This window comes from Streptomyces sp. NPDC053755, assembly GCF_040677675.1.
In the GTDB taxonomy this organism is placed as follows: domain Bacteria; phylum Actinomycetota; class Actinomycetes; order Streptomycetales; family Streptomycetaceae; genus Streptomyces.
Genome location: NZ_JBFASK010000001.1, coordinates 271,892 through 290,491, shown reverse-complemented (window position 1 = coordinate 290,491; position 18,600 = coordinate 271,892). Strand labels below are relative to the sequence as shown.

15 protein-coding genes and 1 riboswitch are annotated in these 18,600 nt (G+C 74.1%); of the genes, 4 read left to right on the top strand and 11 right to left on the bottom strand.

Annotated features, from left to right (window positions below; translation table 11 throughout):
• Positions 1 to 3: 3 nt before the first annotated feature.
• A complete protein-coding gene (gene cobG / locus AB0K65_RS01275) occupies positions 4 to 1,353 on the bottom strand; it encodes a precorrin-3B synthase (protein ID WP_365713050.1) in 1,350 nt (449 codons plus the stop codon).
• Positions 1,354 to 1,393: 40 nt separating this feature from the next.
• Positions 1,394 to 1,539, top strand: a riboswitch (cobalamin riboswitch).
• 34 nt (positions 1,540 to 1,573) lie between these two features.
• Here cobG and cobN point away from each other — a divergent pair.
• Positions 1,574 to 5,191, top strand: coding sequence for a cobaltochelatase subunit CobN (gene cobN / locus AB0K65_RS01270; RefSeq protein ID WP_365713048.1), 3,618 nt, complete (start codon positions 1,574 to 1,576; stop codon positions 5,189 to 5,191).
• Positions 5,192 to 5,207: 16 nt separating this feature from the next.
• Here cobN and abc-f read toward each other — a convergent pair whose 3' ends face one another.
• Both abc-f and AB0K65_RS01260 read right to left on the bottom strand, forming a co-directional pair.
• Positions 5,208 to 6,797 (bottom strand): ribosomal protection-like ABC-F family protein, encoded by a 1,590-nt coding sequence (gene abc-f, locus AB0K65_RS01265; protein ID WP_365713046.1) that lies wholly within the window; start codon positions 6,795 to 6,797, stop codon positions 5,208 to 5,210.
• Between the two features lie 150 nt (positions 6,798 to 6,947).
• Positions 6,948 to 7,892 (bottom strand): nucleoside hydrolase, encoded by a 945-nt coding sequence (locus tag AB0K65_RS01260; protein ID WP_365713044.1) that lies wholly within the window; start codon positions 7,890 to 7,892, stop codon positions 6,948 to 6,950.
• A gap of 180 nt (positions 7,893 to 8,072) precedes the next feature.
• On the opposite strand from AB0K65_RS01260, the gene AB0K65_RS01255 reads away from it, so the two are divergent.
• Positions 8,073 to 9,026, top strand: coding sequence for a hypothetical protein (locus AB0K65_RS01255; RefSeq protein WP_365713042.1), 954 nt, complete (start codon positions 8,073 to 8,075; stop codon positions 9,024 to 9,026).
• 2 nt (positions 9,027 to 9,028) lie between these two features.
• Positions 9,029 to 9,391: a GntR family transcriptional regulator gene (locus AB0K65_RS01250; RefSeq protein ID WP_365713040.1), complete on the top strand. Its 363-nt coding sequence runs from the start codon at positions 9,029 to 9,031 to the stop codon at positions 9,389 to 9,391.
• Positions 9,392 to 9,465: 74 nt separating this feature from the next.
• On the opposite strand, the gene AB0K65_RS01245 is transcribed toward AB0K65_RS01250, so the two are convergent.
• The 5 genes from AB0K65_RS01245 to AB0K65_RS01225 all read right to left on the bottom strand — a co-directional run bounded on the left by AB0K65_RS01245 (position 9,466) and on the right by AB0K65_RS01225 (position 15,776).
• Complete coding sequence (locus AB0K65_RS01245) at positions 9,466 to 10,425, bottom strand: D-2-hydroxyacid dehydrogenase family protein (protein WP_365713038.1); 960 nt, start codon at positions 10,423 to 10,425, stop codon at positions 9,466 to 9,468.
• Between the two features lie 69 nt (positions 10,426 to 10,494).
• Complete coding sequence (locus AB0K65_RS01240; protein WP_365713036.1) at positions 10,495 to 12,150, bottom strand: glycosyltransferase; 1,656 nt, start codon at positions 12,148 to 12,150, stop codon at positions 10,495 to 10,497.
• Positions 12,151 to 12,571: 421 nt separating this feature from the next.
• On the bottom strand, positions 12,572 to 13,312 hold the full coding sequence (locus AB0K65_RS01235; protein ID WP_365713034.1) for a protein phosphatase 2C domain-containing protein: 741 nt from the start codon (positions 13,310 to 13,312) through the stop codon (positions 12,572 to 12,574).
• 4 nt (positions 13,313 to 13,316) lie between these two features.
• Entirely contained in the window at positions 13,317 to 13,610 is a 294-nt protein-coding gene (locus AB0K65_RS01230) for a hypothetical protein (protein ID WP_365713032.1), read from the bottom strand.
• Positions 13,611 to 13,808: 198 nt separating this feature from the next.
• The gene (locus AB0K65_RS01225; RefSeq protein ID WP_365713030.1) at positions 13,809 to 15,776 is read right to left on the bottom strand and encodes an FAD-dependent oxidoreductase; all 1,968 of its coding nucleotides are present in this window, start codon (positions 15,774 to 15,776) and stop codon (positions 13,809 to 13,811) included.
• Positions 15,777 to 16,037: 261 nt separating this feature from the next.
• Here AB0K65_RS01225 and AB0K65_RS01220 point away from each other — a divergent pair, with 261 nt between their 5' ends.
• Positions 16,038 to 17,306 carry a bifunctional GNAT family N-acetyltransferase/ATP-binding protein gene (locus AB0K65_RS01220; protein ID WP_365713028.1) on the top strand — a complete coding sequence of 423 codons (1,269 nt, stop codon included), beginning with the start codon at positions 16,038 to 16,040 and terminating at the stop codon, positions 17,304 to 17,306.
• Between the two features lie 38 nt (positions 17,307 to 17,344).
• On the opposite strand, the gene AB0K65_RS01215 is transcribed toward AB0K65_RS01220, so the two are convergent.
• From AB0K65_RS01215 to AB0K65_RS01205, 3 genes are all read right to left on the bottom strand, one after another.
• A complete protein-coding gene (locus AB0K65_RS01215; RefSeq protein ID WP_365713026.1) occupies positions 17,345 to 17,632 on the bottom strand; it encodes a hypothetical protein in 288 nt (95 codons plus the stop codon).
• A gap of 99 nt (positions 17,633 to 17,731) precedes the next feature.
• A complete protein-coding gene (locus tag AB0K65_RS01210; RefSeq protein ID WP_365713024.1) occupies positions 17,732 to 17,941 on the bottom strand; it encodes a hypothetical protein in 210 nt (69 codons plus the stop codon).
• Positions 17,942 to 17,945: 4 nt separating this feature from the next.
• Entirely contained in the window at positions 17,946 to 18,500 is a 555-nt protein-coding gene (locus AB0K65_RS01205) for a DUF5994 family protein (protein ID WP_365713022.1), read from the bottom strand.
• Between the last annotated feature and the right edge of the window lie 100 nt (positions 18,501 to 18,600).

The following is an 18,600-nucleotide window of genomic DNA, read 5'->3' as shown; positions in this document are numbered from 1 at the left end:
CGCTCATCTCGTGGTGGGTGTACGGGCTGTCGCCACAGCGGCCGCCAGTTGCGTTCTCGGGGTGGGGACGCCGTCGACCTCGTACGTTCCGTCGCCGGTGGCGACGACGTCGACCCAGGTGCCCTTGGGGTGGCCGCAGCGCCGTGCGCAGCCGGAGAAGTGGACGGGGAGCCCGCCCGCGCCGTGGCCGGGGGTCGCGTCCGCCCGGACGTCGGCGAGCGACTTGGCGCACCCGGGCCGTCCGGTGCACGCGCCCACGCCGAGCCACGGGGAGCCGGCGCGGGTGATCAGTCCGGCCTCGGCGAGGGCGTCGAGCCGCGCCCCGGCGGCCGCGCGGTCGGCGAGGCCGGTCACGACGGCTCCGCGCCACGGAGTGAGCCGCAGCTCGCCGTCGTCGCCGTCGTCGGGAGCGAGGGCGCGCAGCTGCGCGGAGGTGAGGCGGCCGAGCGGGACGGCGACGGCGACGGCGTGCTTCCCGGTCAGGGGGTGGGCGTGGACGCCGGGGAGCGGGGCCGCGCCGCCGCTGTCCGGACCCGCCGCGCCGGGAGCGTCCGGCCCCACGGGTGCGGCCGGGACGCCCGCGCGGTCGAGCGCGGCCGCGAGGTCCGGCGCGACGCCCTCGGGGAGTTCGCGCACACGCCAGGCGCCCGTGCCGGCCTCGCGGGCGGCGGCCAGGAAGGCGTCGGCGGCCGCGAGGGCGGCGCGGGGCGCGTCGGCGGCCGCGACCCGGAAGACCCGGCACCCGGCGACCCGCAGCAGCGCGCCGGATCCGGAGGCCCGTGACGAGGTCGCGGGCGGCGCGGAGAGGGCGGAGGAGTGCCCGGACGTTGAGAACAACGTCACATCCGCGCCGAGTCCGCCGACGTCGTCGCGCCCGTCGTCCAGGGCGAAGAGAAAACGACCGGAAAGCGCCGTCGTCCAGTCCCGCGAGCACAGCAGGGCGTCCAGCTCGCGCGCCCACAACTGCACGTCCTGGCAGCCGTTTCCGTCGACTCCGGCCAGGGGTGAGGCGACGATGTTCCGGACGCGCTCGTGGGTCACGGAGGGCAGCAGTCCGGCCGGGGCCAGCAGCCCGGCGAGGGCCGCCCCGCAGTCCTCGCCGAGGCCGCGCAGCTCCACGTTCCCCCGTGAGGTGACGCTGATCCGGCCGTCGCCCAGCTCGTCCGCGGCCAGGGCCAGACACCGCACCTGACGTGCCGTCAACTTTCCCGCGGGCAGGCGCAATCGCGCCAGGCGGCCGTCGTCGGCGGGGTGCAGTCGCAGCGCCCCGGGGCAGGCATCGCCACGGTCCCGTATGAGAGGTTCGCCCTGGTTGGGCGTTGTGGGTGGGGTGGGCGGCATGGCGGCGAGCATACCCACGAGGATCCGGCCGACCCTTCGGGCCGCCGCGCGCAGGATCTACTATGCAGACGGCATGGGGTCCCAGGACCCCGGGGAGGAAGCCCGGTGAGATTCCGGCGCGGTCCCGCCACTGTGAGCCCGTCCCGGAAACGGGGGCCGGGTGAGTCAGGAACTCCCGCCGTCCACACGACCACCCGGGGCGCGGACAACCCCGAGGAAGGCCTGCGCTCGCATGCGAATTCTGTTGCTGTCGCACTCCGACACCGACCTGCTCAGCGCCCGCGCGGCCGGCGGCCCGGTCGCCTACCGGTTCGCCAACCCCTCCCGCCTCGGCCTCGACGAGCTGCCGGGCCTCCTCGACGACACCGACCTCGTCGTCGTCCGCCTCCTCGGCGGGCTGCGCGCGTGGGAGGACGGACTGGACGCCCTCCTCGCCGAGGGCCAGGCCCGTCCCGTGGTCGTCCTCAGCGGCGAACAGGCCCCCGACGCGCAGCTCATGGAGGCCTCCACGGTCCCCATCGGCGTGGCCACCGAGGCCCACGCCTACCTGGCGCACGGCGGCCCGGACAACCTGGAGCAGCTCGCCCGGTTCCTCGCCGACACCGTGCTGCTCACCGGCCACGGCTTCGAGGCCCCGGCCGCCGCCCCCACCTGGGGGCCCCTGGAGCGCGAGCCGGGGAACGCCGACGGCCCCACGGTCGCCGTGCTCTACTACCGCGCCCACCACATGAGCGGAAACACCGCCTTCATCGGCGCCCTGTGCGACGCCCTCGAGGACGCCGGCGCCCGCCCGCTCCCGCTGTACGTCGCCTCCCTGCGCGCTCCCGAGCCCGAGCTGCTCGACCGGCTGCGCGGCGCCGACGCGATCGTCACCACCGTCCTCGCGGCCGGCGGCACCAAGCCCGCCGAGGCCCAGGCGGGCGGGGACGAGGAGGCCTGGGACGCCGGCGCGCTCGCCGCCCTCGACGTGCCGATCCTCCAGGCGCTCTGCCTCACCGGCTCGCGCGCGGCCTGGGAGGAGAGCGACGAGGGGCTCTCCCCGCTGGACGCCGCCGGCCAGGTCGCCGTCCCCGAGTTCGACGGCCGGCTGATCACCGTCCCGTTCTCCTTCAAGGAGATCGACGAGGACGGCCTGCCCGCGTACGTCGCCGACGCCGAGCGCGCGGCCCGCGTCGCCGGGATCGCCGTCCGCCACGCCCGCCTGCGGCACATCCCGAACGCCGAGAAGAAGCTCGCCCTGGTCCTCTCCGCGTACCCGACCAAGCACTCCCGGATCGGCAACGCGGTCGGTCTCGACACCCCCGCCTCCGCCGTGGCGCTGCTGCGGCGCCTGCGCGAGGAGGGGTACGACTTCGGGCCCGAGGACGAGATCCCCGGTCTGGTCTCCGGCGACGGCGACGAGCTGATCTACGCCCTGATCGAGGCCGGCGGCCACGACCGGGACTGGCTGACGGAGGAGCAGCTCGCCCGCAACCCCGTCCGCATCCCGGCGGCCGACTACAAGCGCTGGTACGCGACCCTGCCCGAGGAGCTGCGCCGCCACGTCGAGGAGCACTGGGGCCCGGCGCCCGGCGAGATGTTCCTGGACCGCTCCCGCAACCCGGAGGGCGACATCGTCCTCGCGGCCCTGCGGCGCGGGAACCTGCTGATCCTCATCCAGCCGCCGCGCGGCTTCGGCGAGAACCCGATCGCGATCTACCACGATCCCGATCTTCCGCCGTCCCACCACTACCTCGCCGCCTACCGCTGGATCGCCGCCCGCGCCGAGGACGGCGGCTTCGGGGCGGACGCGATGGTCCACCTCGGCAAGCACGGCAACCTCGAGTGGCTGCCCGGCAAGAACGCCGGCCTCTCCGCCGCCTGCGGCCCGGACGCCGCTCTCGGCGACCTCCCGCTGGTCTACCCCTTCCTGGTCAACGACCCGGGGGAGGGCACCCAGGCCAAGCGGCGGGTGCACGCCACGCTCGTCGACCACCTGGTGCCGCCGATGGCCCGCGCCGACTCCTACGGCGACATCGCGCGCCTGGAGCAGCTGCTCGACGAGTACGCGCAGATCTCCTCCATGGACCCCTCGAAGCTGCCGGCGATCCGCGCCCAGATCTGGACGCTGATCCAGGCCGCCAAGCTCGACCACGACCTGGGGATGGAGGACCGGCCCGACGACGACGGCTTCGACGACTTCCTGCTGCACGTCGACGGCTGGCTCTGCGAGGTCAAGGACGCGCAGATCAGGGACGGTCTGCACGTGCTCGGCGGGGCGCCGAAGGGCGAGGCGCGGGTCAACCTCGTGCTGTCGATCCTGCGCGCCCGGCAGATCTGGGGCGGCACGCAGGCGCTCCCCGGCCTCCGCGAGGCCCTGGGGCTCGACGAGTCGGCCGCGACGCTGCGGACCGCGGACGAGGCGGAGGAGAAGGCCAGGGAGCTGGTCGAGGCGCTGGAGGCCGCGGACTGGTCCGTGGACGCCGTCGCCGGGATCGCCGGCGGATACGGCCCCGAGGTCGCGGACGTCCTGCGCTTCGCCTGCGAGCAGGTCGTGCCCCGGCTCGCCGGCACCACGAACGAACTCACGCACGCCGTACACGCGTTGAACGGCGGCTTCGTACCGGCCGGGCCGTCGGGCTCGCCGCTGCGCGGACTGGTCAACGTGCTGCCGACCGGCCGGAACTTCTACTCCGTCGACCCCAAGGCCGTCCCCTCCCGCCTCGCGTGGGAGACCGGTCAGGCGCTCGCCGACTCCCTCCTGGAGCGCTACCGCACCGACAACGGCACCTGGCCGACCTCGGTCGGTCTCTCCCTGTGGGGCACGAGCGCCATGCGCACGGCCGGCGACGACGTGGCGGAGGCGCTGGCGCTGCTGGGCGTCCGGCCGCTGTGGGACGAGGCGTCCCGGCGCGTCAACGGCCTGGAGCCGATCCCGCTCGCCGAGCTGGGCCGCCCCCGCATCGACGTCACCCTGCGGATCTCCGGTTTCTTCCGCGACGCGTTCCCGCACGTCATCGGTCTCCTGGACGACGCCGTCCGGCTCGCGGCCGCCCTCGACGAGCCGGCCGACGCCAACTACGTACGGGCGCACGCCCAGGCCGACCTGGCCGAGCACGGCGACGAGCGGCGCGCCACGACCCGTATCTTCGGCTCCCGCCCCGGCACGTACGGCGCGGGGATCCTCCAGCTGATCGACTCGCGCGACTGGCGCACGGACGCGGACCTCGCCGAGGTCTACACCGTGTGGGGCGGCTACGCCTACGGCCGCGGTCTCGAAGGCCGCCCGGCCCGGGCGGAGATGGAGACGGCGTACAAGCGGATCGCCGTGGCGGCGAAGAACACCGACACGCGTGAGCACGACATCGCCGACTCCGACGACTACTTCCAGTACCACGGCGGCATGGTGGCGACCGTCCGCGCGCTGAAGGGCACGGCCCCCGAGGCGTACATCGGCGACTCCACCCGCCCCGAGACGGTCCGCACCCGCACCCTGGTGGAGGAGACCTCCCGCGTCTTCCGGGCCCGTGTGGTCAACCCGAAGTGGATCGAGGCGATGCGCCGCCACGGCTACAAGGGCGCCTTCGAACTCGCGGCGACCGTCGACTACCTCTTCGGCTACGACGCCACGACCGGCGTGGTCGCCGACTGGATGTACGACAAGCTCACCGAGACGTACGTCCTGGACCCGGAGAACCAGGCCTTCCTCAAGGACGCCAACCCCTGGGCGCTGCACGGCATCGCGGAGCGCCTCCTGGAGGCGGAGTCCCGCGGCATGTGGGAGAAGCCGGACCCGCAGGTCCTGGCGGCGCTGCGCGAGGTGTTCCTGGAGACCGAGGGCGACCTGGAGGACGACGGCACCGAGGACTGACGTCCCGGGCCGCCGCTCACGCCGGACACCGGGCGGCGGCCCACGGCGTCAGTTCCAGACGCCGCCCCCGGAAACCCTCCCGGAGGCGGCGGTCGTGGGTGACGATCACCAGCGTGCCCGGGTACACGGCCAGGGCCGCGTCGAGCTCCTCCACCAGGCCGGGGGAGAGGTGGTTGGTCGGTTCGTCGAGGAGGAGCAGGTCCGCCGGGCGGGTGACCAGGTGGGCGAGTTCCAGACGGCGGCGCCCGCCGGCCGACAGGTGCCGGACCTCGGTGGTGAGGTCCTTCGCCGTGAAGAGCCCCAGGGCGAGCAGTTCCTCGGCACGGTCCGCGCCGAAGGACTCCGCCACCGTGCGGGGGGCGTCGGGCACGTCGGGCGGGTCCTGGCGCAGCATGCCGACCCGGCGCGGGGCCGTCACCGACCCGCCGTCCGGGAGGAGTTCGCCCGCGAGGAGCCGGAGCAGCGTGGTCTTGCCCGCGCCGTTCGGTCCGGTGACGAGCAGCCGTTCCCCGGCGTCCAGGTGCAGGGAGTCCAGGCGCAGGCGCCCCTCCACCCGTACGCCGGTCAGGTCGACCGCCGCCGCCTCCCCCTCCACCCGCGCCGTGAAGCGCAGCGGCTCCGGAGGCGCGGCCACCGGGTGGTCGGTGAGCCGCTGGAGCCGTTCCCGCGCCGCGCGGATGCGGCTCATCGCACCGTGCGCCCGTGACCGGGCCCGGAAAGCCCCCGCTCCGCTGAAGGAGGCCGGTGCCTTGCGCGGGATCGCGGAGAAGCGGTCGATGTGGGTGTCCGCGAGCGCCGAGTGGCGCGCCAGCTCGGCCCGCCAGTCCTCGTACTCCTTCTCCCAGCGCGCCCGTTCGGCGGCCCGGCCGGCCAGGTAGCCGGTGTAGCCGTTGCCGTACCGCCGCAGGCGACGCCGCTCGTGGTCGACCTCCAGGACGGTCGTGGTGACCCGGTCGAGGAAGACCCGGTCGTGGGTGACGGCGACGACCGTGCCCCGGTGGGCGCGCAGCCGCTCCTCCAGCCAGGCGACGGCCTCGTCGTCGAGGTCGTTGGTCGGCTCGTCGAGCAGCAGCAGTTCGGGGTCGGCGGCGAGCGTCGCGGCGAGCGCGAGCCGTGAGCGCTGCCCGCCGGAGAGGGTGGCGAGCCGGCGTTCGCGGTCGAGCGGGGCGGATTCCCCGAGCTGCCGGAGCGTCGTCTCGACCCGCCGGTCGGCGTCCCGGCCGCCGCGCGCCTCGTAGGCGGCGAGCAGCTCCGCGTACCCGTCGAGGTCGCCCGTGCGCGCCAGGGCGGCCTCGGCCGTCCTGATCCGGCGCTCCAGGTCCCGTACGCCGGCGAGCGCGAGGCCGACCGCGTCGCCGACGCGTGCGGTGCCGGGCAGGTCCAGGGTCTGGGCGAGGTGTCCGGTGCCACCGGGGGACTCGACGGCGACGGTGCCGTTGTCGGGGGTCTCCAGGCCGGCGAGGAGCCGCAGGAGGGTGGACTTCCCGGAGCCGTTGTCGCCGACGACGCCGACGCGTTCGCCGGCGCGGACGGAGAGGGAGACCCGGTCGAGGACGAGCCGGTCGTCGTAGCGCTTGACGACGTCGGTGAGGAGGACACGGAACAAGGGCGATTCCTTCGTTCGACGGCGAGGCCTGATCAAGACGAGACGTATCGTCTTGTCGATGCCCCGACTCTAGGTCAGTACGCGCTTTTTCGCAAGACGTTGCGTCTCGTCTCGGGTCCGGAGCCCCGTCGGGCGGGTCGCGGCGGTCTCTCAGCGGTCGCCCAGGACCCGCACGGCCTCGATCATCAGGTCCCAGAACCCCGGGACGTCGACCTCCATCCCCACCTCCGCGTTGGCGGGCCGCCCCGTCACCCCGTCGAGGTCCACGAGGGTCGCGCCGCGGGTGTGGGCCCCCGCCAGCTCGACCGTCACGGGCGCCCGGACCAGGCTGATCAGCGACGGGTCGATCAGATGCGCCACGGTCAGCGGGTCGTGCAGGGGCGGGGTCTCGAAGCCGTACACCTCGCGGTAGGTCCCGGCGAAGTAGGTCAGCAGCTCGACGCAGAGCCGGGCGAGCGGGGTGCCCAGCGACGCGATGCGCGACACGATCTCGGGGGTCGCGCGCACCTGGTGGGTGGCGTTGAGGCCGAACATCGTCACCGGACGCCCGCAGCTGAAGACGATGTCCGCCGCCTCCGGGTCGCAGAGGATGTTGAACTCCGCCGCCGGGGTGGTGTTGCCGCGCCCGGTCGATCCGCCCATGAGCACGATCCGCTCGATCCGGTGGCTCAGCTCCGGGTGCGCGAGCAGGAGGGTCGCGACGTTCGACAGCGGCCCGGTCGCCACGAGGGTCACCGGTGCGGGGTGCGTGCGCAGGATGTCCCGGACGAGCGTGAGCGCGTCGCGGGGGTCCCGCGGCACCCGGGGCTCGTCGTCGCCGAAGCCGGGCCCGTCGAGGCCGGAGTCGCCGTGGATGTTCTCGCCGGCCAAGGGAGCGCCGTGCAGCGGCCGGTCCCGGCCGGGCGCGATGGGCACCCCCTCGATCCCGGCGACGGTGCAGACCCGGCGCGCGTTCAGGGTGGTGCTCTCGACCGTCTGGTTGCCCGCGACGGTGGTGATGGCCAGCAGGTCGATCGCCGGATGGGCCGCGGCCAGCAGGATGTTGAACGCGTCGTCGTGTCCGGGATCGCAGTCGAGGATCACGGGTACGGCCATGTCTCCACGGTCCCACAACCCCGCCGCACGGTCACCCGCCGCGCCCGCGCGCCGCCGGACTCCGGGGCCGGCCGGCCCGGTGGGGCGGGGCGGGCGCGAGGCGTCACCCCGCCCTGACCTCGCCGTAAAACCACTTGTTCTAGTAGAGTACAAACAATCAGTCCAGAGGGAGGCTCTCCGATGAACCGTGGCCCGACCCGACTCAGGGTGCTCACCGCACTCCCGTTCCTCCTCGCGCTCGTCCTCCACCTCACCCTCCTCGCGCTCTGGAGCGACCGGCTGCCCGACCCGCTGGCCACCCACTTCTCCGCCGCCGACGGCGGCCGCGCCGACGGCCTGATCGGCCTGACGGGCTTCGTCCTCGTCAGCTGCGGCCTGCTCCTCGTCGCCGGGACCGGCTGGACGCTCTTGACACGCCGCGGCACGCTCTGGGGGGCGTGGGCGACCGCCGGCTTCACCACGGCCCTCTTCGCCCTGCTCCTGCGGGACAACCTCGACGCCACCGACGCGGGCCAGGTCGTCTCGCCGCTGGTGAGCCTCATGGTCGCGGCCGGGGCGGCCGCCCTCACGGCCCTCGCGGGCCTGGCCCTCACCCGGTGCGTACCGCGGGAGCCCGCGCGGCCGGGGGCGGGCGGCGCGGACGGGCCACGGCTGCCGCTCGGCGCGAGCGAGGTCGCCGGCTGGTCCCGCGCGACGGACTCGCGCTCCCTGACGGTCGTGGGCGCCGTGTCCGCGGCAGCCGGGCTGGTCGGCCTCGCCGGGGCGTACCCGGCACCGCGGTGGCTCGGCCTCGCCCTGCTCGCCCCCGGCCTCCTGGTCCTGCTCCTGGCTCGGGTCCGGGTCACCGTCGACCGGCGCGGCGTGACCGTCCGCCCCGCCCTCGCGCCCTGGCCCCGCGTCGGCGTCCCCCTGGAGGGCGTCGAGGGGGCCGTCGCCCGGGACGTCGACGCGGTGCGCGAGTTCGGCGGCTGGGGTTACCGCGTCCGTGCCCACCGCACCGGCCTGGTCCTGCGGTCGGGCGAGGCGCTGGTGGTCCGCCGCGAGGGCGGCCGGGAGTTCGCGGTCACCGTGCCCGACGCGGCCACGGCGGCGGCCCTGTTGAACACGCTGGTCGAGCGCCGTGGGAGGGTCTGACCATGCTCTTCCGGGTCGACCCCGCATCCGCCGTCCCCCTGGGCGACCAGATCGCCGCCTGCGTCCGGGGCGCCCTCGCCGACGGCTCGGCCACGGCCGGCGAACGCCTCCCGGCGGCCCGGGAGCTCGCCGACTCCCTGGGCGTCAACGTCCACACGGTCCTGCGGGGCTACCAGCGGCTGCGCGAGGAGGGGCTGATCGAACTCCGCCGCGGCCGGGGCGCGGTCATCGTCCCGGGGGCGGCCGTCCCGGACCGGGCACGCCTGGTCGGCCGGGTCCGCGCCGTGGTGGCCGAGGCCAGGGAGCTGGGCCTGTCGGACGAGGACGTCCTGGCCCTGGTCCGCACCAGCCTCACGGCCTCCTGAGCCTCGCGGGCCGCGCGCGGGCCGCCCCGGGGGCCCACCGCCTCCCCCTCCGCCCGCGTCCCGCCGCGTGCCCGTCACCCCAGGACGCGTACCGGTGACCCCGCCAGATACGCCTCGATGTCCTCGACCGCGCCGCCGTAGAACCGCGCGTAGTTCGCCTCCGTCACGTACCCCAGGTGCGGCAGCGCCAGGACGTTCGGCAGCGCGCGCAGGGGATCGTCGTGCGGGAGCGGTTCGGTGTCGAAGACGTCGAGGCCGGCCCCCGCGATCCGGCCCTCCCGCAGGGCCCGCAGCAGCGCCCCGCCGTCGACGAGACCGGCGCGCGAGGTGTTGACCAGATACGCGGAGGGGCGCATCGCCCGCAGCTCGCGCTCCCCGATCAGGCCGCGGGTGCGCTCCGAGAGGACCATGTGCAGGGAGACGACGTCCGCCACCCGCAGCAGCTCCTCCTTGCCGGCCGCCAGACGGACCCCGTGCTCGGCGGCCCGCTCCCCCGTCAGGTGCGGGCTCCAGGCGACGACGTCCATGCCGAAGGCGAGACCGACGCGCGCGACCCGGCCGCCGATCCGGCCCAGCCCGACGACGCCCAGGGTGCGCCCGGCGAGGTCCATGCCGACGGTGGACTGCCAGGGTCCGCCGTCGCGCAGCGCCTGCGCCTCGGTGCGCACCTGCCGGGCCAGGCCGAGGATCAGCGCCCACGTCAGCTCGGCGGGCGGCTCCGGGCCGCTGGCCGTGCCGCAGACCGTGATCCCGAGCCGGGCCGCGGCGGCCAGGTCGATGGAGGCGTTGCGCATCCCGGAGGTGACGACCAGCCGCAGCCGGGGCAGGCGGTCGAGCAGCCCGGCGTCGAGCGGCGTGCGCTCCCGCATGACGACGACGATCTCGCAGTCCTCCAGGGCGGCGACGAGGGCGTCCCGGTCGGTCAGGTGCTCGCGCAGGACGCGCACGTCCAGGCGGCCCTCGAGCGGACTCCAGTCGGCCGAGGCGAGCGCGACGCCCTGGTAGTCGTCGAGCACGGCACAGCGCAGCCTCACGTCGACCGCCTCACGTCCGACCGGCCCGACGGCTCTCGCATCGTTCCCCCGCCCCGTTCTCCCGCGGTGCTACTGCCAGTCGACCCGGGCGCGTACCACCCGGGCGGCCTTCCAGCCGATGCTGACAGCGTAGGCGGACAGCGCCGACGGCGCCGCCTTGAGCCGCAGGACCAGCTCCCCGCCGCGCGGACCGACCCGTCCGGTGCGCAGCTGCTTGCCCGGTCCCGGGAGGGACAGCGCGTGCTCGTCCGCCCGGCGCGAGATCCGGCCGCCGAGCGCCGCGCCGAGTCCGCCCTCCGCGCTCACCCCCTGAGCGGTGCAGCGCAGCGAGATGCGCCAGTCGCCGTTCGGGAGCGCGCCGCCGTCGGCGACGGTGGCCAGGTCGACCACGGCCCGGAAGCAGGCCCGGCCGTAGTCGTACGTCTCCTTGCCGCGGCTGACGGTCAGGTGGGGCGAGGGCACCTGCTCGGCGCGCACGGAGAACTCCCGGCCGCCGCGCGCGTCGCGGAGCACCACGTCGGTCGTCAGGTCGTCGGTGTCCACCTGGTCGACGTAGGCGTAGCCGGAGAGTTCGAGGACCGTCCCCTTCCAGGCGAGGCGGTCCACCCAGCGGCGCGGACTGGCGCCGACCGTGACGGCGGTGATGTCGCAGAGCCGCTCGTACTCGGCGGAGTCGGCCGAGGGGAACGGCGGGGCCGCGTACACCCTGCCGTCGCGGACCCGTGCCTTGCCCGGGCGGCCCGCGAGGTCCCAGGCGACCACGTCGGCCAGCTCCTCGACGAGCCCCTCGCGCAGGCAGTGCGCGACCAGCCGCTCGGCGACGCTCAGCTTCGCCAGGACCGCCGGAGTGACCCACTGCTGTGCGTACGGCCTGGCCAGCTCGACCAGGGCCGCCCGCTCGGCCTCGTCGGCGGCGACGAACCGGGCGTCGAACCGGCGCAGCATCTCCACCCGCACATGGCGGCAGACCAAGTGGTCGCGCAGCGGACCGGGTTCGGTCATGCCGGTGACCATCTCGACCATCTCGGCCGCCTGGCGCAGGGAGACGTCGAGGTCGATGCCGTCCGCGGTGATGTTGCCGTCGTCGCCGCGCTTGACGACGTAGTAGCAGGTGTAGTCGCCGACGACGGAGATCACCTTGCTGTGCAGATAGGCGCGCGCGACGAAGTGCTGGTCCTCGCTGATGCGCATGTGCTCCGGGAACCGGAGGCCGTGCTTCTCGAGGAGTCCGCGCCGGAACAGCTTGAACGGCATGAGGGTGTAGTAGATGTCGCCCTTCGACAGGTCGGCCTTGTCGACGTTCTTGGCGAAGACCTGCTTGGGCACGCGCCGCCCCACGCCGACCAGCTTCGCCAGGACGACGTCCGAGTCGTTCTTCTCGGCCATCGCCACGAGCCGCTCCAGGGCCTCGGGCCCCAGGCAGTCGTCACCGTCGAGGAAGAAGACGTACGTTCCCTCCGCGTGGTCGAGCCCCACGTTCCGCGGCCGGCTCGGCCCGCCGGAAGCCTCCTGGTGGATGACCTTCATCCGCCACGGGTACTTCTCCGCCCACCGGTCCAGGACCTCACCGCTGCCGTCCGTGCTGCCGTCGTCCACGGCCACGATCTCGAAGGCGTCCATGCCGATGGTCTGCTGGGCGACCGAGGCCAGCGTCTGCTCCAGGTACGGCATGGCGTTGTAGACGGGCACGACGAGGGAGACCCTCGGTGTGCGCGGGACGTTCATCGAGTGGTCCCCCTGTGTGGAAACGGTGAATGCGGCGATGAGGAAGATGCGAAAATCAGGGTCGTGGTTCTGTACGGCGCGGCGATTGCCCGGAACTGCCGGCGGATCTCAGCTGATGAGACCGGCTTCGCGTCGATTGGCGCGGATCCTACCGCCTGGAATGCAGCGTTCCGGCCGATACGTCCATGTGCTCATCCGACTGTGCGCGCACGCGGGTTGAGGTATCCGTCACGGCGTCAGCCGTCGGCCACCGCGATGTCCAGCGAGGGCGGGCGCTCCGGATCGGCGACGATGTCGATCTCCGTGATGAGGAGGAGCCGCGCATCGCGGCCGGGAAGGCGTCCACGAGCCGGCGGCGGCTGGACCCGTCGGGGCGAGCGCGCGGGGTGGCCCCCTTGACGCGCCCCCGTGCGCCGCGCGCCTACTCCCCGACGCGTACCAGCGCGAGCGTGATGTTGTCGGGACCTCCGGCGTCGATGGCGGCCTTCCACAGCTCGAAGGCGGCCCGGCCGTCGTCGTGCACGCGCAGCAGGGCGGCGATCTCGTCGTCCGGTACGGGATCGGTCAGGCCGTCGCTGCACACCAGGCGCCGGTGCCCGACGGCCAGCGGGGCGGACGAGACGTGCGGGGTGACGGCGGTGAGGTCCGGGCTGCCGCCGAGGGTCTGCGTCACCACGGAGGTGGTCCGGTGCCCGGGCGCCGGCGGCGGGCTGTCGTCCACGCTGACCTGGCGCAAGGCGTCCCCGGTGGCGTCGTACACCTTGCTGTCGCCGACGTTGAAGGACAGCAGGGCGTCACCGAGCACGACGACGCCGGCGACGGTGGTCCCCATGGTGGAGAGCGCCGGATCGTCGCCGGCGGCCTCGTACACCGCGCGGTTGCACAGCTCCACCGCGTCGCGGACGGCTTCCTCCCCGTCCAGCGAGGGCCCGAGCCACGAGAGCCGCCGCACGACCAGGGCACTGGCCACCTCGCCGGCGGGCTGCCCGCCGAGCCCGTCGGCGACCGCGACGACGAGCGGCCTGCCGAGCGGGAAGACGAAGGTCTGCGGCGTCTCGGTGACGGTTCCGCACAGGATCCACGGACCCACGGCCAGGCTGTCCTCGTTGTGCTCGCGCACCAGCCCGTCGTGGCTGAGTGCCGTCACCGCCACATAGGCCACACCTTCATTGTGTACCGGCACCGGGAAGCATGTAGCGGTGAACCCGCAGGACCTTCGGCCGCCCGGCGTCCTGGGCGAAGCCCATGCTCTGGGCGATGGGCGTCATCCGTTCGCCGAACCGGTCCATGTCGGCTTCCGACTCCCACAGGTCGAAGACCTCCAGGCCGCCGTCGGTCGACACGCAGGTGTGGGAGAGGCAGCCCCGGAAGATGCCGGGCACCTCCTGGAGCTTCGCGCTGAAGGCGTCGTACTGCTCGGTCGTCACACCGGGGAGTACGGCATGGATCAGGATCGCCATGGGTGGACCCTCCTCGTACGGATGCGGGGGCCGCCCCCCGCCGCCCCGTGGCGGCCTCTGCCCACGGCCAGCACACCACGCCGCCGCCGTCCCGGCACCCGAGCCCGTCGCGCCTTGCCCCGGACGGGTGGCACGGGCGCCCTCACGGCCACCCGCGCGCACCGGCGCCCCGCCGCACCGCGCTCGAGGCCGCCCCGGTCAACCCCCCAGGTGGACCTCCAGGGCGGCCCGGACCGCCGACTCCAGCGCGCCCTCGATCCACGCGGGCTTGATCGACGTGTGGCAGCCGGCGAAGTGCAGGCTGCCCTCGGGCGTGCGGATGTGCGGGAACAGCTCGGTGTGCTGGCCGGGGAAGAGGACGGAGGCCTCGCCGTAGGCGTACGGGTCGCGCATCCAGGACTGGGTGCGGCCGACGCCGGTGTAGAACACCTCGATCCGCTGCCCGTACACCTCCTGCAGCCCGGCGAGCGCGCGCGGATAGCGCTCCTCGTCGTCGAAGGCGTCCCACTTCAGAGCGTCGTCGGACCAGCTGTAGGAGGCGAGCACGACCCCGCCCGGGCTGCCCTCGACGGGGTAGGACGGCTGGAACATGAAGCGGTTGGGGTTGTCGGTGGCCGAACCCCCGCCGACGACGCGGGCCGCCTCGGGCTGGTCGCGGGCGACGTGGCGGCAGGCGGCGTAGTGGGCGCGCTGCCCGGCGGAGACGTGACCCCGGGGGACGGAGGGGTGGGCGCCCAGCAGACTGCCGTCGTGCGGGGTCCGGCCGAGCCGGTACGCGCGGTGCAGCCCGGGCCGTACGGCCTCCAGCTCGCGCTTCCAGTCGGCCTCGTCGAACTCCCACCAGCGGCGGCTGAACTCGAGGAGCACCTTGGTGGCGGCGTCGTAGTGGAGCTCGGTGACGGCCCGCCGCTTGCCGTAGGAGAGGGCGGGGGTGACGGGGATGTGGCGGAGACCGGAGAAGGGGACGGTGATGATCGCCGTGTCGCCGGTGAACGTCTCCCGCTCGACTCCGCGGCGGCCGCGGCCCTCCGAGACGGTGTCGACGGTGACCTCGCCGTTCCCGTGGGTGATCCGGGTGGCGCGCCGGTCGAGCCGCACGAGGTCCTCCACCCGCTCGTAGAGCGCGTCGACCAGGGTGCCCGTGCCGTCGGGGAGTTCGAAGAAGGCGGTGTCCGGGCTGATCAGGGAGGCGCCGATGAAGCTGTGGATGAAGGCGAGATGGAGACGGGAGGTCAGGTTCTCGACGGTCCCGACGAGGTCGACCGTCCGCTCGTCGAGCTTCGCCTCGTCGGTCAGATAGCGGTACATGGACATGTGGCCGTACCGCTGGACGACGCGGGCCCAGCCCTCGACGAGCGCCTTGCCCTGCCTGCCCTCGATCTCCGCCCGTACGGGGGCGAAGGCCTCGCGCACGATCCGCGATGCGGGGACGGACTCGTAGCGCGCGGGCACGCCGAAGGAACGGTTGACGGCCTGCGGGGCGGCGGCGTAGTCGGCGCGGCGGACGCGGATGCCGTTGACGAGGATCCAGGTGCGGTACGCGGGGCGGCCGGTCGCGTCGACGTCGACGAGGTGGAAGCGCCGCCGCTTGAGCCCGAGGCTGTCGATGAGCCCGGTGACCAGGGGGTGGCTGTCGGGGATCCGCATCGCGCCGGCCTCGGCGTACTGCTTGGGGTCGGCGAAGGGCGGTGCGGCCTGCTCGTGCCCGCCCGCCCGGAACGTCTTGATCCGCCCGCCGACGCGGTTGCCGTTGGCCTCGATGACGGTGACGCGGTGCCCGGCCTCGCGCAGGAGGTGGGCGGCGGTGAGCCCGGCGGGCCCGGCTCCGACGACCAGCACGTTCCTGCGGTTCCGGCCCCGGGGCAGCCCGTCCCGCAGCAGGATGTCCGCGTAACGGGGTACCAGCGGCTCGTCCTCCTCGTCCCGTACGAGGATGGCCCGGGCGACCGTCAGGCAGGCGGCCCAGTCCGTCCCCGCCGCGACGGGCGCCGCGACGGCCTCGGCCCCGCCGAAGGCGCCGACGGCGACGGGCACGACCCCCGCCCCGGCGACGGCGCCCGCCCCGGCGATCAGGGTGCGGCGGGACGGCCCGGGCAAGGGCGAGGGGGACGGCGGGTCGTGGGGCTCGTCGGAGGGGAGAGGGCTCTGCGCCGGCTCGATGATCATGGAGTAACTCTGGCGGGTCGCCGGGGCCCGGAACGCCCGGAAGCGGTTTTACGGTCGGTAATCACCCGTACGTGGCGCTACCCGCCACAAAGCTGACGAACAGGCCGCCCCGCCCCTCACGCCGGCCCGGTCGCCTTCTCTCGCGTGGCGCCGCCGCGGGCCCGCCCAGGGTCCCGCGGCAGCGGGGCTGAGCCGCCCCCCGCGCGCATCGCGCGCACCTCGGCCGATGATGGGAGTACGGCCGAACACGCGGAGCTGATCATGACGGGTTGGCGGGTCAGGGACTACGCCCAGGACGATCTCGAAGCGCTGGTCCGACTCGACGCGGAGAGCGGTACGGCCGAGGAGCCGCCGCTCTTCCCCCTCTCGGACACCGTGGCGGCCCTCCAGGCCCTCCACCCGGCGGTGGTGGCCACGGCGGACGAGGTGGTGGTCGGCGCGGCGGTGAGCCGCGTGGAGGGTGACAGGGCGTGGATCCTGCGGATCTGCATGGCGCCCGCCTGGCGGCGCAGGGGACTGGGCAGCAACCTGATCACGGCTCTGGAGCACCGGCTGTTCGCCGGTGGCGTCCGGACGGTGCACGCGGCTCTGCCCGAGGGCGGGACGGGTGCCGCCGCCCTGCGCAACTGCGGCTTCGGCGACCGCCCGGACCTGGTCTTCTTCGAGAAGCGCGGGCCGGTGACCGCTCAGGAGGTCGGCATGCTCGCCTCGATCGGGGCGGAGCTGCCGCCCGGCGGGCTGTGGCAGAAGGTCGCGGGCATGCAGCGGGAGAAGCGCCTCATCGAACGACGTCTGGTCCTGCCGCTCGCCCACCCGGAACTCGCCGGCCAGCACGGAGTGGAGCCGCCGCGCGCGGTGATGCTCTTCGGTCCGCCGGGGACCGGGAAGAGCACGTTCGCGCACGCGATCGCGAGCCGCCTGGGATGGCCCTTCCTCGAACTGTTCCCCGCCCGTCTGGCCGCCGAGTACGGGCTGGCGAACGGGCTGAACCGGCGCTTCGACGAGATCGCCCAGCTCGATCACGCGCTGGTCTTCATCGACGAGGTCGAGGAGGTCGCCGGGACACGCAGCGGTGCGGACGCGACCGCGGTCGGCGTCGTCAACGAACTGCTCAAGGCGATCGTCCGGTTCCGCGGCCAGGAGGGGCGGCTGCTCGTGTGCGCCACGAACAACGTGACCACGCTCGACCCCGCGTTCCTGCGGCACGGCCGTTTCGACTACGTCCTGCCCATCGGTCCTCCCGATCACCGCGCCAGGACCGCGCTGTGGGAGAGCTACCTGGACCGGGCGGGGGCGGAGGCCGACAGCGGGGCGCTGGCGTCCGCCAGTGAGGGATTCACCCCCGCCGACATCGCCCATGTGGCCCGTACGGTCTCCCAGCTCCAGTTCGAGCGCACCTTCGACACCGGCACCCGGGCCCGCCCCACCACCGACGACTACCTGGACACCATCGGCGACACCAAACCCACCGTCAGCGCCGCCATGACCCACGAGTTCGCCCAGCAGACACGGGACTTCGCCCGCATCTGACGCCCGGCGTCCGACGTCTCGGCGTCCGGCCTTCCGGCTCAGACCTCGTCGACGTGGGTGCCGGTGAGGGCGGACGCCTCGCTGGTGGTGAGCCAGGAGAGCCCGGACGCGGCGGCGGACCCGGTGTCCACGGTGAGATGGAGCCGGGTGCCGCCGTCGGGAACGGGGTAACTGCGCTGCTCCGTCCCGGCGAAGGAGAGCCGGATCACTTCGGCGACCGCGCGGGCGGCCTCGGGGGTGGCGGCGACGATCCGGATCTCGGCGTGCCCCGCCGCCGGCGGGGTCTCGTTCCCGACCGCGTCCTGGTTCTCGAATGCGTGCTGCATGTGTCCCCTTCGGGGCGAAGCGAGAGGCCGGCGGGTGGGTTGTCCCGGGTGTCGGGTGCCCCACCCGCGGCCTTCGGTCGGAGGAGTGGTCTGTCGGGATCAGGGCCAGGTGCCGGTGCGCCGGTGGCCGGGAGTCCGCCCTTGCTGCTCCTGGTGGCCCCGGCCGGGCGGACGGGCGAGGGCGGGGTACGGGGTGCTGAAGCGGTAGGCCGCGATGCGGGCCGTGTGCTGGGCGTTGAGCCGGTGGATCAGGGTCATGCCGAGCACGATCAGGAGGGCGCCGGCCGCGAGCGTGATCAGGACCTCCATGTCGTCACCTCCCCGTGACGCCCGGCACGGAGATCATCCGCGCACCGACGAGGGGGTGCCGGAGGGGCGGCGGTGCCGATCCGCCGTCGGTCTCCCAGGCGTCCTCACGGCTTCGGGCCTCCCGCATACGGCGTCCGGTGGTTCCTTCGTCGGACATCAGCACACCGGCGGGGAGGGCGCCGCCGGGGACGGCGGCGACGGTCATGAGGCGGGCCGCGGCGGCGGGTTCGGTCTCGGGCGGGATCACCAGCAGGTCGCAGCGGCCGACGGTGTAGGAGAGCAGGATGACCTTGTCGGGGTCCTGCTCGGTGAACCAGCCGACGTGCACGAGGTGCCCTGTGGCGGGGACCTTGTGCGGGACGACGGGCCAACGAGTGGGGTTCACCGTGACACGCGTGATGCGTCCGAAGCGCGCCTCCAGCGCGTCGACCAGCAAGGGAAGCTCGGTCGCGAGGTCGCGTGAACGGGGCCACCAGGCGCCGTCCAGCAGGCCGGTGAGGGAGGTCTTCGGCGTCAGCGACAGGCGTGCCGACAGCGGGGGTGCGAGGGTGGCGGTCATGATCGCGGACCCGTCTCCGGGCCGCCCTGCAGGGCGGCCCAGGTGTCTTGATCGCCGGAAACGACGTCCGCGTGGGAGCGGGTGTTCGAGTTACTCCCGG

Bases quoted from the DNA above. Each gene is read 5' to 3' on its own strand.
- AB0K65_RS01210 (WP_365713024.1), bottom strand. From the start codon at position 17,941: ATGGAGGTCCTGATCACGCTCGCGGCCGGCGCCCTCCTGATCGTGCTC.
- AB0K65_RS01240 (WP_365713036.1), bottom strand. From the start codon at position 12,150: ATGAACGTCCCGCGCACACCGAGGGTCTCCCTCGTCGTGCCCGTCTAC.
- AB0K65_RS01215 (WP_365713026.1), bottom strand. From the start codon at position 17,632: ATGCAGCACGCATTCGAGAACCAGGACGCGGTCGGGAACGAGACCCCG.
- AB0K65_RS01260 (WP_365713044.1), bottom strand. From the start codon at position 7,892: ATGGCCGTACCCGTGATCCTCGACTGCGATCCCGGACACGACGACGCG.
- cobG (WP_365713050.1), bottom strand. From the start codon at position 1,353: ATGCTCGCCGCCATGCCGCCCACCCCACCCACAACGCCCAACCAGGGC.
- AB0K65_RS01225 (WP_365713030.1), bottom strand. From the start codon at position 15,776: ATGATCATCGAGCCGGCGCAGAGCCCTCTCCCCTCCGACGAGCCCCAC.
- AB0K65_RS01255 (WP_365713042.1), top strand. From the start codon at position 8,073: ATGAACCGTGGCCCGACCCGACTCAGGGTGCTCACCGCACTCCCGTTC.
- AB0K65_RS01250 (WP_365713040.1), top strand. From the start codon at position 9,029: ATGCTCTTCCGGGTCGACCCCGCATCCGCCGTCCCCCTGGGCGACCAG.
- cobN (WP_365713048.1), top strand. From the start codon at position 1,574: ATGCGAATTCTGTTGCTGTCGCACTCCGACACCGACCTGCTCAGCGCC.
- AB0K65_RS01220 (WP_365713028.1), top strand. From the start codon at position 16,038: ATGACGGGTTGGCGGGTCAGGGACTACGCCCAGGACGATCTCGAAGCG.
- AB0K65_RS01205 (WP_365713022.1), bottom strand. From the start codon at position 18,500: ATGACCGCCACCCTCGCACCCCCGCTGTCGGCACGCCTGTCGCTGACG.
- AB0K65_RS01230 (WP_365713032.1), bottom strand. From the start codon at position 13,610: ATGGCGATCCTGATCCATGCCGTACTCCCCGGTGTGACGACCGAGCAG.